General features: G+C 43.6%; 12 protein-coding genes. 8 read left to right on the forward strand and 4 right to left on the reverse strand.

Features of this window, described 5'->3' with window-relative positions:
- Window positions 1–711 precede the first annotated feature (711 nt).
- The 6 genes from QUB37_RS02465 to QUB37_RS02490 all read left to right on the forward strand — a co-directional run bounded on the left by QUB37_RS02465 (window position 712) and on the right by QUB37_RS02490 (window position 7,886).
- Complete coding sequence (locus QUB37_RS02465) at window positions 712–2,355, forward strand: family 10 glycosylhydrolase (protein WP_333158760.1); 1,644 nt, start codon at window positions 712–714, stop codon at window positions 2,353–2,355.
- 162 nt (window positions 2,356–2,517) lie between these two features.
- Window positions 2,518–3,669 (forward strand): DUF262 domain-containing protein, encoded by a 1,152-nt coding sequence (locus QUB37_RS02470; RefSeq protein ID WP_333158761.1) that lies wholly within the window; start codon window positions 2,518–2,520, stop codon window positions 3,667–3,669.
- Complete coding sequence (locus QUB37_RS02475; protein WP_333158762.1) at window positions 3,666–4,820, forward strand: DUF3696 domain-containing protein; 1,155 nt, start codon at window positions 3,666–3,668, stop codon at window positions 4,818–4,820. The genes QUB37_RS02470 and QUB37_RS02475 overlap by 4 nt, the downstream gene beginning before the upstream one ends.
- Window positions 4,821–4,823: 3 nt before the next feature.
- A complete protein-coding gene (locus QUB37_RS02480; protein ID WP_333158764.1) occupies window positions 4,824–5,765 on the forward strand; it encodes a hypothetical protein in 942 nt (313 codons plus the stop codon).
- Window positions 5,766–5,911: 146 nt separating this feature from the next.
- Window positions 5,912–6,535 (forward strand): restriction endonuclease subunit R, encoded by a 624-nt coding sequence (locus QUB37_RS02485; protein ID WP_333158766.1) that lies wholly within the window; start codon window positions 5,912–5,914, stop codon window positions 6,533–6,535.
- A gap of 73 nt (window positions 6,536–6,608) precedes the next feature.
- Complete coding sequence (locus tag QUB37_RS02490) at window positions 6,609–7,886, forward strand: bifunctional sterol desaturase/short chain dehydrogenase (RefSeq protein ID WP_333158768.1); 1,278 nt, start codon at window positions 6,609–6,611, stop codon at window positions 7,884–7,886.
- 264 nt (window positions 7,887–8,150) lie between these two features.
- On the opposite strand, the gene QUB37_RS02495 is transcribed toward QUB37_RS02490, so the two are convergent.
- Window positions 8,151–8,750 carry a glyoxalase-like domain protein gene (locus QUB37_RS02495; protein WP_333158770.1) on the reverse strand — a complete coding sequence of 200 codons (600 nt, stop codon included), beginning with the start codon at window positions 8,748–8,750 and terminating at the stop codon, window positions 8,151–8,153.
- A gap of 120 nt (window positions 8,751–8,870) precedes the next feature.
- Between QUB37_RS02495 and QUB37_RS02500 the strand changes: the two genes are divergently transcribed.
- Window positions 8,871–9,275: a gamma-glutamylcyclotransferase gene (locus QUB37_RS02500; protein ID WP_333158772.1), complete on the forward strand. Its 405-nt coding sequence runs from the start codon at window positions 8,871–8,873 to the stop codon at window positions 9,273–9,275.
- Window positions 9,276–9,298: 23 nt separating this feature from the next.
- Here QUB37_RS02500 and QUB37_RS02505 read toward each other — a convergent pair whose 3' ends face one another.
- Both QUB37_RS02505 and QUB37_RS02510 read right to left on the reverse strand, forming a co-directional pair.
- Complete coding sequence (locus tag QUB37_RS02505; protein WP_333158774.1) at window positions 9,299–10,015, reverse strand: response regulator transcription factor; 717 nt, start codon at window positions 10,013–10,015, stop codon at window positions 9,299–9,301.
- A gap of 54 nt (window positions 10,016–10,069) precedes the next feature.
- On the reverse strand, window positions 10,070–10,657 hold the full coding sequence (locus QUB37_RS02510; RefSeq protein ID WP_333158776.1) for an ATP-binding protein: 588 nt from the start codon (window positions 10,655–10,657) through the stop codon (window positions 10,070–10,072).
- 222 nt (window positions 10,658–10,879) lie between these two features.
- On the opposite strand from QUB37_RS02510, the gene QUB37_RS02515 reads away from it, so the two are divergent.
- Window positions 10,880–13,276 carry an NACHT domain-containing NTPase gene (locus QUB37_RS02515; RefSeq protein WP_333158777.1) on the forward strand — a complete coding sequence of 799 codons (2,397 nt, stop codon included), beginning with the start codon at window positions 10,880–10,882 and terminating at the stop codon, window positions 13,274–13,276.
- 233 nt (window positions 13,277–13,509) lie between these two features.
- Here QUB37_RS02515 and QUB37_RS02520 read toward each other — a convergent pair whose 3' ends face one another.
- Window positions 13,510–14,097 (reverse strand): transcriptional regulator, encoded by a 588-nt coding sequence (locus QUB37_RS02520; protein WP_333158779.1) that lies wholly within the window; start codon window positions 14,095–14,097, stop codon window positions 13,510–13,512.
- Window positions 14,098–14,176 lie beyond the last annotated feature (79 nt).

Genomic DNA, 14,176 nt, shown 5'->3' on the forward strand with positions numbered 1-14,176 from the left:
TTCTCTAGCAAAAAACGTGTAAAATATAAGTGGTTGCGACCCACCCACTCGACTGCAAACAACAGGCGAAAGTAGCAGTAAGATGCTTGGCCCCGGACAACTGCGAGAGAAAGGGGAAAAGAACAGACCGCTGGTTGACAAGGTACGCCCTGTTGTGAAATATAATCCATGTTTGTTGTACGAAATAGTTTTTTGCCTTGGGAAACAGGGTTTCTGCGTGGGTTCCCTAGGAAGGGATAAAGGGTGTAAAAGCCCAGAGATGCTGTGTCAGACTCGGATCGTCTTGGGTGACGAATACCCACCAATGGGATACCCAACAGAGCAACGGCAAACGAGACACGAAGCCCGAACTATAACGGTATTCCGTTTAGTTTGGGTATTTCACTAATTCATCTTTCATCCTTGATATTTGAGTGTTAACAATTTTTAGTAGAAATATCAACTACTTTTAGCGCCGACTGTACCAGGCGCTTTTTTATGCAGCATTTAGTGAAAAAATACTGCAAAACGGTTTAATCGCCCAGTCTTATCTTACCCGATCGCCCTTATGAGATTTAAATAGCCGCCAGATAGAATTTGCATTGTGCGATCGACTTGTGCCATAACTAGGTCAACAGAAAAAAGTAGAAAATTTGTAGCTGCTTGTTGAGCGCGATCGCAAAAATGTGATCGTCACCCAATTTAAACCAGAAAACCCCATCCAATTCTCCCATGAAAATTGCACCAACTCGCATCGCGAATTTTCAACACCAGCGACGCTTTTTAAGTGCGGTAACTACTGTTTTAACCAGTAGCTTCATCAGCCAGCTTGTTTGGCCGTTTATCGGAAATCAACCAGCTTTTGCCCAAACATCAGCCTACTGCCAATTATCCCAAGAACAGGTCAATCAAAAAGAAGACTTGCGCCGCGCCGCGCTGTCGGGAAAACGGGAATCTCAGCAAGCATATTTTGCTGTTTTGAACAAACACGCGCGGGAAATAGCAGAATGCCGCCAAAAAACTTGGCCAGAAACCCAAGCAGTTTGGCTGCGTTTGTATCCCTGCGATGTCAGACCCGGAGAACTCGATCGAGTATTAGACAAAGTTGTGAATAAAGGCTACAACCAAGTCTATATAGAAACATTTTATGACGGTCAAGTGCTGCTACCAGTTGCAGACAATCCTACCGCTTGGCCTTCGGTTTTGAGAAATCGCGGTTACGAGAAATACGACTTGTTAGAAAAGGCAATTGCCAAAGGCAAACAGCGAGGTTTAAAAGTATACGCCTGGTTGTTTACCATGAACTTTGGGTATACCTATTCTCAGCGTCCCGACAGACAGCAAACCCTCGCTATCAACGGTAAAAATCAGACAACTTTAACAGTAGTTCAAGACGCAGGAACTAACGATGACTTAGGAGAAGTTCCGGGCAATCAAGCCTTTATCGATCCGTACAACCCACAAGCACGGCAAGACTATACTTTGTTAGTAAATCAAATAGTCAAACGCAAGCCGCAAGGAATGTTATTCGACTACATTCGCTATCTACGGGGTGTCGGGCCCGCTTCAGTTGCTACCAAAGTTCAAGACTTGTGGATTTACGGCCCAGCATCGCAGCAAGTTCTTTTGCAGCGGGCTAGCAATCAGCAAGGCCGAGATTTAATTCAGCGGTATTTGACTAGGGGATTTATCAATACTAATGACGTTCAAGCAGTAGTCAAACAGTATCCAACTGAGCGAGAACCTCTTTGGCAGGGCCGAATTCCGCAGGCGATGTCATTAGCAACTACAGCTTCTAGAAGCCAGAATGCCGCATCAAGATCGGCCTCAACAACTCCCGCTACTAACAAGCCAAACCCTGCAACTCCCACACCAAAACCGACACCGAGGCTTCCCGATACCGGTACTCTGCAAAAAGACCTGTGGAAACTGAGCGTTGCTCACGCAGTCCAAGGAATTTTAGATTTTTTGGGAATAGCAATTCAACCAGCTCAAAGGATGGGAATTCCTGTAGGAGCAGTGTTTTTTCCGACTGCAAATCAAGCCATAAATCAAGGGGGATATGATTCGAGATTGCAGCCTTGGGACACATTTCCGGCTGCTATAGAATTCCACGCCATGTCTTACGGAAATTGCGGGGATGTAAGCTGCATTGTGCCACAGGTGCAGCGGACAGTAAGTTTAGCGCCTGCGGGAGCAAAAATCATTCCTGCCATTGCTGGAGATTGGGGAAAACCTCTCAAAAACCGGCCGTCTTTGGAAATTCAAATGCAGGCAATTCGCTCGGCGACGCCGCAAATTAATGCGGTAAGTCATTTTGCTTTTGGGTGGCAAGAACCGGAGGATGAAAGGGCGCGGCAAACTTGCCGATTGTAGATAAGCTGTAGGTTGTAGAGATGCGATTTCTAGCGTCTCTACAAGATGAGATTTGTGCGATAATATTTTCAAATCTTCCTTTCGGTTAGGAACGACTCATCATCCAAGTTTTATTAGGAAAATACGGATTGTAATCAAAGTTAACACAAAGGAGTATTCCCTATGGTAAGTCAGCCCAAACCAGATCAGCAAGTATCCAACCAAGACTCAATTGATGACTTAAATTTGAGTCAAGAAGAAGATAACGGTGATGAACCATATGAAAAAGACAAATTGACATACGATCCTGATGAAATTAATATTTTCACCAGAGAACCAACTATCGAGCAACTCCTAAGAAGAATCAATGAGGAAGCTCTCGATTTAGCACCGGACTTTCAACGCCATGCAAACATCTGGAAAGATGACGCGAAAAGCAGACTAATTGAGTCGATCCTGATTCGGATTCCATTACCCGCTTTTTATATAGATGCAACTAATGAAGATAAATGGTTAGTCGTGGATGGATTACAGCGGTTATCTGCTCTCAAGCAATTTATGAGCGATAAAACACTTAGGTTATGCGGGCTAGAATACTTAACCAATTTAGAAGGTAAAACTTATGATGAAATTGAACGCAGATACCAGCGTCGAATAGAGGAGACTCAGGTGACAGTTTATTTGATTGAAAAAGGTACGCCTCCTGAAGTTAAATATAACATTTTTAAACGGATTAATACAGGTGGACTGCCGATGTCTCCTCAAGAAATCCGCCATGCTCTTAACCCTGGTAAGGCAACAAAGTTCTTAGCTAAACTTGCTAGATCTGATGAATTCGATCAAGTTACTAATCTTAGTGATTCGCGGAAAATGCGGATGGAAGATCGGGAATTTATACTCGGTTCTGTAGCCTTTATGCTTACATCTTATAAAAATTATCAATCTGAAACAAGAGATTTATTTTTGACTAAAGCATTATCCAAGATTAATAATATGTCCGAATCCGAATTAGGAGCAATTGAAAATAATTTCAAAAAGGCTATGGTCGCAGCATGGGAAATATTTGAAATAAATGCCTTCCGTAAAGTCTCTCAGAACCAGAAAAAAAAGTTTCCAATTAATAAAGCATTGTTTGAAGTCTGGTCTGTTAATCTCAGTTTACTTAGCGACGAGCAACTTGATATATTGAAGCAGCACAAGGAGCAATTGATTGAAAATTTTAGAAATTATGTAGATGACGATCGAGAGTTTCTAACTTCTATCTCTCAGGCCGCAGAAAAAATCGAGTACAGATTTAAGATAATTGAAAAAATAATTCAGGAGGTCCTGGCATGATTACTTCGCTGCACTTGCTCAACTTTAAACCTTTTGCAAATCAGTTATTGGAATTCAGAAAGCTCACTTTGTTTTCCGGTTTAAACAGCACAGGTAAATCTTCGGTCATGCAATCGCTATTACTGCTGCGCCAATCTTACCAACAGGGTTTACTGCCAGAAAAAGGGTTGGCGCTTAATGGCGATTTCGTGAATGTGGGTACTGCTAGAGACGCACTTTTTGAGGGGGCAAAAGAGGACTTAATTAGTTTTGACATTGTTTGGGAAAACAACAGCGAAGGGCTATGGCGTTTTAAGTATGACCAAGAGGTAGATGTGTTGAACATTGTCTCGGAACCAGTTACTTCGGAAGTGTATAACTCGAATCTTTTTGGCAATAATTTTCATTACCTTCAGGCCGAACGGATCGGGCCGCGGCCATTTAATGAAATGTCAGATTACCAAGTACGACAGCTCGGTCAATTGGGTATCAAAGGTGAATATGCGGCTCATTTTCTGGCTATTAATGGACGGAAAGTTATTCCCAATAGCAGTCTCAGTCATCCAGAGGTAAAATTAAAGACTCAAAGAGAAAAAGAGCAATCTAGTGCAAAATCAATGGATTTAATCGACCAAGTTGAGGCGTGGATGGGAGAAATTAGTCCGGGTACGCGCCTCAAAATAGACGCCAAATCCGATGTCGATTTGATGAGTTTTCAATATTCCTATGGAGATAGCAATCCTTACCGTGCAACTAATGTGGGATTTGGAATTAGCTACACTTTACCGATTATTGTAGCGGCACTTGCATCAACACCTGGTACAATCATTTTAATTGAAAATCCTGAAGCGCATCTCCATCCCAAAGGACAAGTTAAAATGGGTCAATTATTAGCTTTGGCAGCTAGCGGTGGCGTTCAAGTTGTGATAGAAACTCACAGCGATCATGTCTTAAATGGGATTCGCCTTGCGGTTCACGGGGGCAAAATTGACCCGAAAGATGTTCAGTTGCACTACTTCCAGCGTCAAAATAAAGAAGGACAAGCTGTGACTGAGGTAATATCGCCAAAAATCGATCGCAACGGACGAATTGATCGATGGCCGGATGGTTTTTTTGATGAGTGGGACAACAGCTTGGAGATTTTGTTGGAACCTGCGGTGGAAGGAGAATAAGCGATGGATTTGGAGATGGTGTTTAATGAACTGTCTGCACGAACTCTTGCTCCTGATATTTCTACGGCACGACAATGGATGTCAGAATTGATTAGTACGATGGTTGCAGCTAAAGGCTGTGGGCTGAAGGGAATTCGCATTCAAGCAGATTTTCATGCTATGATTCTTGCTGAAAGCTATCCTCTTTCTCGTTGGCGCAATGATAATGAAGTGAATAGAGAAGAGCGGACTTTTCTGAAAACGCTGGCAACTAAGACGCCTTTATCCGTTGATATTCCAGATATAGAGATTAAAATAAAAGTTGAAGACCCTGGTTGTGAGTTGAGTTTACAGGGTATTCAATCCGAAAGCTTTAAAGTTGCTTACTACCTTGAAACATTAGTCATTAGTCTGCATTCAGAATTCCTGTGGAATGCTAGTCGCATCAACTTAGATTTGATACAAATTGATGAGAATGGAGAGCTAATAGGAGAAAGTGTAGAGGTTCTTCATGCTAGTCAGAAAAACCACGTTCTCGAACACGCTGATTGGATTAAGAAACGTCAGCAAACAGCGGTGGTTGACGGTTTGGAGCTTTGGAACCGTCGAACTGAGTTATTCTCCAGCCTGGAATTTTGCGATCGCGTTAGCCAACAGATAGAAATCCTTGTCGATCCGAAAATGTTACGACAAGTTGTCAGAAAGTTATTTGAGCTTGATGAATTATCCAAAAATTGGACAGACGGAGCGCTGGATTTGGATAATCTTCCTAGCAAGGTATCTCCAGAGAGCGAGTCAAGGCTTAAGGAGTTTAAAGAGCAACTAAATATTGAGTGTCTTGACGGGAAAAAGCGCATTTTCAGTTGGCACGTCCGCATGACACCGGGAGCTTGGCGACTCCATTTCTGCACAGAATTAGGGCCCGCAAAGATAATCATTGGGTATATTGGCACCAAAATAAAATAATTTACAGCGAATTGTGCTCCCAAATCCCAATGAACAGACATCTGGGCCAAATTAACTTACTCGGAATTTCATCTGCGTTCATCTGCGGTTAAAAATCCCAATTATGCTAAACTTATTAATCACCATAAAATCATTTATTAATCATAATGCAAAAACTACAAGCAAGAGATATAAACCTCCGCTATCTAATTGATAACTTCGGCTTGCAGCGAGTTCGCAACAGCGAATTTTTCCGAGAATGGCAAGAAAACTTACCAGAAGTAACAGACTCAGAAAAACAATTGCTCGATCGCGTCCAAGACATATACTTCAACTTGGTAGACACCCCGCCTGTATTGGAAAATGCAGTCAAGCTAACAATCATCAGCCCCATTTTGTTTATTGCCGGTCTGTATGAGTCTCCTTTTCAAGTCAAAGCCGAAAAGTCGATCGCAATTCAAGAGGAAGACGAAGGCAGAATCATCGAAGGCAGAATAGATAGCCTAATTATGGAAGCAAACTTGTGGGTGACAGTAATTGAATCCAAACAACTTTCGTTTTCAACTGACGAAGCACTCGCCCAAGTCCTGACATATATGCTGGCAGATCCCGATCCAGAAACTCCTACTTTTGGAATGATTTCCACAGGTGCTAACTTCTCTTTTGTCAAGTTAGTCAGAGGCGAAATAGCGCAGTATGCCTTATCTCCAGAATTTGTAATCCGCAATCCCGGCAATGAATTGTACCGGGTTTTGCAGATTTTAAAACGCCTGAGTCAACTTCCCGACTAGCAATAAAAGCCATTTTGAGTTATCTTTCAAAGCAGACAATATCTAATATCTCAAATTTCAAAATGGTGCGAGCATGGTAAATTACTCGATAGTCGGCGCTGTGGCAATAGCTTCTGTATGCTGGGCAGAAATAATACGAGACTTTTATCACGTCGTGTCCCATTATTGGGCACCCCTGCAAAAGCTGCACACTTGGCATCACCGCGTTTTCCGCCCAAATTTGACCCCCGTCAGCGAGACAATTTACAAGCAAGCACACTGGCGTCACGACGTGCCCGAAGGTGCGGCGATGATGGTTTTGGGCTTGTTGCTGTGGGTTGTAGCTTATTTTGGGCTGCCGGAATATCACTGGGGCGCAGCAGCGGGTTGTATTTATACTTTAGGCTTTTTGTTGAGCGCGATCGCCCGCGGGTGCGGCATCAAAGGCGCAGATGAATTAACCGACATCACCCACCAACCGGGAGACTTCCTAACTCCCCCTGGCAAGTGGTTAGTTAATAAACCTTATCACTGGCGGCATCACTTCGACAATCAAAATGCTTACTATTGCGGTACTTTCACCTTAATAGATAAACTTATGGGTACAGCACTTTCTCTCAAAGGCAAAACTGTAGCCGTCACCGGTGCATCGGGAACTTTAGGTCGTTCGCTTCTCAAACACCTGCACAAAGCTGGTGCAAAAGTGATCGCCCTCACCTCTGGAAATGAGGAAATTACTTTGAATTTAGACGGCGAAAGTTTACCTATAAAAACCGTAACTTGGCAAGCTGGCCAAGAGGCAGACTTAGCCCTATTGTTAGAAAAAATCGATATTCTCGTCATCAATCACGGGATTAATGTACACGGAGAAAGAACAGGAGAGGCGATCGCCAACTCCTACGAAATTAACACTTTTTCCGCGTGGCGACTGATGGAACTCTTTTTCTTAACAGTCCGCACTAACGAAAAGATCGCTTGCAAAGAAGTCTGGATCAACACTTCTGAAGCAGAAGTAATTCCCGCTGTCAGTCCCCTGTACGAACTCAGCAAGCGCGCCCTGGGAGATTTAGTCACCCTGCGGCGGCTAGACGCACCCTGCATCGTTCGCAAACTGATTTTAGGGCCGTTTAAAAGCAACTTAAACCCGATCGGCATTCTGTCTCCCGACTGGGTAGCGCAGCAAGTGGTCAAACAAGCTAAAGCCGATGCCCGCAATATCATCGTGACAATTAATCCTTTGACATTTATCGTTTTTCCAGTCAAAGAGTTTTTTGTTTCTCTCTACTTCCAAATTTTCAGCCGGAAAGCGATTTCAGAGATAAAGGAAGCTGCCGCATCTGAAAAATCTAGCGCGGAAGCTAAGATTAATTGACAAACAAAAAACCCGGTTTTTTAGATAAACCGGGTTTCTAATATCAAATCCGTTAGCATCGGAATAGTAAATTCGAGTTCACTGTTGACGCCGTGAACAGTCAACAGTCAACAGTCAACAGTCAACATCATGTATGAGTGTAACCGGAAATGATATAACTTGGGATGTAATACCAAATTCGGCTTTACCCCTTTGATTCTTTTGTCCCTCTTTTTTGCGGAGACCAAATTTTGTGTACGATCGGTTTCAACCGCCGAGTCTTATCTAATTACTAACCTCAGCCATTTCAATGACGCGGCCGTCGTAATCCTTGACCAAAAAATTCAGTGGCTTTTCCCGACGAATTTTATAACTAATGCCGCGAGTTTGTACCCTCATCAATAGCTGATCCAAACAATCGCGATCGAAACAAACGTGACGCGGGCGATTTTTTTCCCCTACACCCGCCCCGCTAATAATGTGCAGTTGGGTATTTTTCATCAACTGATACCACAAACCATCGGGACTCCCCAGCGTTTGAGAACTCGTTGCCCTCCCGACATTCGGCGACAAATACAGCGGATCGATACCAGTTGTCCCCAAAGTTTGCTCGTAATTGTAGTAGTAGTGCAGTGGCACTTCTGCTACGGGCAGGTTTAGCATACCTTCATAGAACTCCCTCGCTTGTCCGAGATCCGATACCATCACCGTGTGTACCTTCGGAGCACTGGTGAGAAACATCCACATCGCCCCCGCATAGGCGGCCAGCAGCATCACCATAATCCCTTGAGTCGAAAACAAGCTGTCAAGGGGCAGGGAGGGCAAAAAAGAGCTCAGGTACAAAGGCCGAAGTCCAAAAGCAATAAAACTAACTGCTAGAGTCATGAATTATAAGAAAGGGTAAACAACGAAATTTATCAAGATTGCAGTCGCGATCGCCCGCGAGACTTAAACTATTAGCTTAGCCATCTATGTTAGCAAAAACTAGCGGTTAAGCCCTACCTGATGAAAGTCTTTGTATACGGCACACTCAAACCGGGGGAGTCCAACTACCTCCGCTACTGCGAAGGAAAAGTTGTGGAGGCTTGCCCCGCGATCGCCCGCGGTCAACTTTTTGCGCTGCCGATCGGCTATCCTGCGATGGTGGCCGGAGAGGGCATCGTCTGCGGTTTTCTCCTTTGTTTCGCGAATTCCGCTATTTTGGACGATTTAGACCGATTGGAAGACTATCATCCGCTGCGGGAACCGACACAAAACGAATATCAGCGGCAGGAAATCGAAATCTTCGATCGACACCTCAAACCTTTAGACACGGCTTGGGCTTACTTCATGTTACCCGATCGCGTTCGTTCCCTAGGAGGCATCTGGCTGCCCGACGGCAGGTGGGAAAATAGGTTTTTCACCAAATAAGGTGGTTAATGCCGATGAGCTTACTAAATTGCCATTGCCGTGCGATTCGGCGGATCGAACCTGTAACCGTAACCCCGAATAGTTTTAATAAACTGCGACCCCGTAGCATCAACTTCAATCATTTTCTTGCGAATCTGAGCGATATGTACGCTAACAAGTTGGTCTTCTCCTATGTCGTTGCAGTTCCACCCCCAGATTTTTTCAATTAGCTGTTGGCGACTCCAAGATTGACCGGAATGACTTGCCAAAAAATACAATATCTTAAATTCCAAGGCTGTTAACTTGATAATTTTGTCGTTGAGTGTTGCTTCCCGGCGCGCTGAATCGATCGCGAATTGATCGAATACAATACGTGATGGAGTGACAGGCCTCATCCGTCTCAACACAACTTCTATACGAATTGCCAACTCTGCCAAACCAAAGGGTTTACAGATATAGTCATCAGCACCGGCAGACAGAACTTTGAGTTTATCAGCTTCGTCTGTGCGGCTGCTTAGCATGATCACAAAAACATTAGTACGGCGCTGCATTTCCTGGCAGAGGTGATAACCTGTAGTATCTGGTAAATTCCAATCTAGAACGACTAGCAGTGGCTTTAATTTCTCAAACAATTCTAAAGCCGTCTCGCCATCTGCTGCGGAATCTACTTGATATTTCTGATTTAAAAAGCGATGAACTAGAGTGCGGATGGAAGCGTCATCATCCACAACGAGAATTTTGGGAGTAGTATCAATAGTCATCACAAAAAAGTTTCTTTTTCTTGTCAATTTAAAGCTGGAAATTACAGAACAGCTTTAGTCAAGCATAAATCCCAGCTCGCTCCAAATAACTGGCAATTCTTCAATCAACTTAGCTTGGAGGTCAAAAGGCTCTCCCATATCCCAAATTTTGACTTCTAGGCGTTCGCTAAATACGGTTATTTCAAGGTTGATCGGAGTTTCTATGGGCAGATTTTTGTGAGCGTGGCGAACAGCATTTGTAAACCCTTCGATCGTAGCAAGTTTGCACTGCTGCAGAACTGCTTCGGGAATCGGTAGATACTCTAACTGCTCGACCCACCATAAAACTTGTGTAATACTCTTGAGGTCAGTATTTAGTTGCAAGTTGATTGTTTTAATGCGCTGATCATAAATCGGATAAAAGTGTGGATTTTGTGGTTTTTTAATTCCCAAATTAAAACCTTTTAAAAAACTAACTACCCGCTTCAAATAACCATATTGATTCGTCTGTTGGGCTGGGATTATACCAGGATGAAAATTTTTCACAATTATTAAACAGTTTTGCTCGTCAGAAGTGCGTGTATAGCTTAGCTTGTCGGCAATTTTGCTAATAAGTTTTATGCCTATTCCGCGGGAGGGAATTTCATTTATACTATTTCTCATGTTGCTATCCTTTCTCATTATTTAATAGGTGATTTTTAGAGACACAACAGAATGGCATTCTGAAGGGTTAATTTTGCCGGATTTATGCCTGACTTTTCCCGTATGCCGTGCAGTTGTTGTCAGGATCATTTTCTCTTTGTTGCTGGGGTCTTGACAAACTCAGTTTGCGATCGCTAAACTGATCTAAAATTGACATTGACAATTAAAGAAGTAAATTATATAATGACGACCCTCAAAGCCTCTGAGGAGGGATTAGTAAAAATTAGGCAAGCTAGAAGAGAAAGGGGATCGACGATAGAAGACCCCAAATGGTTAGTAGAAGCTAGTCAAAAATTAGAACCCGATCGAACTTGGACAGAGGCCGGGCCCTATGCCGATGGCCTGTCGCTGCCAACTTGGAGGCGCTTTTTAGGAGGAAGAGAACCCATTAAAGCTAATGCTTTCAAGGCTTTTTGCACGGTTTTGCAGTTGAATTGGGAAGAAATTGTCGATCGTCCTCCTTTAGCCCCCTCTTACCAAGGGAGGGTTGGGGGGGTTAGAGATTTTTGCCAACAGCCTATTGATTCGGTAGTGGAAGAGATACGGCAAAAATGCCACAGCAAAATCCAACAGCTTTACAGCAAAATGCAACTGTTGGATATTGCACAGCCCGTCGAGGTCAGCAACCTCTACGTTGAAGTCAACATTTTGGAGGAAATTACCAGTTGGCAGCCGGGAGAAATTAGCGATTTACTCAGAGAGTTCAACCCAGATGCGGATAACTTTAACCGCTTGGGATTAGGTAAAGTATGCCAGAAACGAGTACCAGGATTAGATGCGGTGAAATCTCACTCTAAACTGATGGTACTCGGCAAACCGGGCTCCGGTAAAACTACTTTTTTGAAACACATCGCCATTCAGTGCGATCGCTCTGAATTTGAAACAAACAAAATACCGATTTTTATCCCTCTGAAAACCTTTGCTGAAATCGCTAATCTTGACTTATTAGAATATATCAGCGACGAATTTGCCAGTTGCGGAGTTGAGGCGCGATCGCAAACTGAATTCGTACTCAGTCAAGGCAGAGGTTTGATTTTATTGGACGGCTTAGATGAAGTGCCAGAATCAGATAGCGATGCAGTCGTCAGACAGATTCGTCAGTTTGTCCAAAAGTATTACAACAATCAGTTTATTATTACCTGTAGAATTGCCGCTTCTAAGTACCGATTTCACGACGAAGCCTTTACCTGTGTTGAGGTGGCCGATTTTAATAACAAGCAAATCGCTGCCTTTGCTCGCAATTGGTTTGCGGCATTTTCCCAGAAAATGGAGGCAGGGAAAGCTCTAGCATCTCAATTTGTAGAGAAGCTGAAACTGCAAAAAAATCAGCAAATCAGAGAACTTGCAGTAACGCCTATTTTACTTAATCTAACTTGTTTAGTATTCCAAGCTAAAGCTGATTTTCCATCCAACAGAGCCAAGTTGTATGAGGAAGGAATGGAAATTTTGCTCAGAAAATGGGATGAAACTAGAGGCATTCAACGGGATGAAACTAGAGGCATTCAACGGGATGAAATTTATCGCGATTTAAATTTGTGCCGCAAGAAACATTTACTTGCTTTTGTGGCAGCTACTACTTTTGATCGGGGCGATTACTTTTTTGAAAAAAACACAGTTCAGCAATTGATTGCCGACTATCTAGCTAATTTGTCCGATGCCACAACTGACCGCGTTCAGTTAGAAATGGATAGTGAGGTTGTCCTGAAGGCGATCGAGGCACAACATGGATTATTAGTGGAGAGGGCAAGAGGGATTTATTCGTTTTCTCATCTAACATTTCAAGAGTATTTGACTGCTACAGAAATAGTTCATAATTCCGAGCCACAAGCTTTGGCAAAACTCGTCAGCCACCTGACAGAGAAGCGTTGGCGAGAAGTTTTGTTGTTAGCAGTTGGGATATTGCAAAAAGCTGATGACTTGTTGCTGTTAATCAAACAGCAAGTTGATGAGCTGGTCGCTGATGATGAGCAGTTACAGCAATTCCTAAAGTGGGTAAACCAAAAATCCCTTTCTGTTGATTTTCCGTACAAACCTGCGGCAGTGAGATTCTTTTACTTTTCTCTTCTCCCATCCCTTGAGCTTGCTCTTAATCGTAACCCTGAACGTTTCCTTGACCCAGCTCTTTACCTTGCCGTTAAACATACCTTTGACCCTGCTGTTGAACTTACCCTTGACCTTGTTCTTGACCTTGCCATTTTGCCTATACTCGACGGTGCTATTGATCCTGCCCTTAGTCTTGCCCACGACATTCTTCTTGTCCCTGTTGTTGAACCTGAACTGATGCAAGCACTGCAAGAACTTAAGAAACAACTACCTCGATACCCTGGTCACAAGGAAATATTTAGAGAATGGTGGCAGGCTAACGGACAAGTTTGGACTAAGGAATTAAGACAAATCATAATTTCCTATCGCAATATAGGTCACGATTGGCAATTTAGCCCACAGCAGAATTCATTGCTAAGGAAGTATTATGATGCTAATAAATTGCTGGTATATTGCCTCAATAGCGGTTGTAATGTATCTCCTGCTGTGCGTCAGGAAATTGAGGAGACATTGCTGTTGCCGATTGCAAATATCTAAAAAACACGTGGCAACTGCGTGAAGCGAAGCTATCCCGTAGGGAATCGCGCGCTCTAATCCCACTAGCTACCTACTCCGATATTAAGATGCGATCGCCCCACAATTTGTCATTCAAAGCAGGGGAAGTGTCAAAGGATATATCCACCTTGAAAAACTGGGAAAAACAGCAAAAAGCCCCCTTTTTTAGGGAGCTTTGCTACTTCCGTACAGAAATCCTACTGCGGCTTTGGCAATTACTTTTGAGGGGTTGCTACACCAACTTTGGGAATATCCATGATCGGTGCATTCACCCCAAGCATCAAATCGTTAGGATTAACCATCTCCACCAGAGGCTCGTTCAAAGCCATAATCAAACCGTCTGATTCAGCAGGAACGGGCGATCGAGCAAACTGAGGAGCAAACAATTGGCGGCCGCTACCGACACCGGACACCACCGCAACCAACAAAGCTGCGATCGCACCTCCACCCACAATCCAAGTTTGTTTCGGCTTGCGTTCCACCCGTTGCAAAACCTTCGTCGCCAACTCCTGTGCAGATTGTTCGGCAGCAGGCACCGGCATTGCCTGAAAACTCTGCTGCATCATCAGCAGTCGCGAGTACAAACGCTTCGTAGTGGGGTCATTTGTCAGCCAGTCCTCAACTTGCCGACGTTCTGTCGCCGTCACTTCGCCGTCGAGGTAAGCACTTAGCAATTCAAAGCGATCGCGCATCATAGTAGTTACATTGCCCTGGGCATAATTGTTGTTAACTTGAGTTTCAGCGAGTGAATCCCCAACACCTTGCTGATTCTGATTTTTATCCGATTCAAAGTTACCATTCATAATTTCAGACTTGCTCTAATTGGGGAATCACGCACTCGCTATTAGAAGGATTTACTGCTTATTTATATTTTAAAAGAGA

The organism is Microcoleus sp. AT3-A2 (assembly GCF_036705685.1).
Lineage (GTDB): Bacteria > Cyanobacteriota > Cyanobacteriia > Cyanobacteriales > Microcoleaceae > Microcoleus.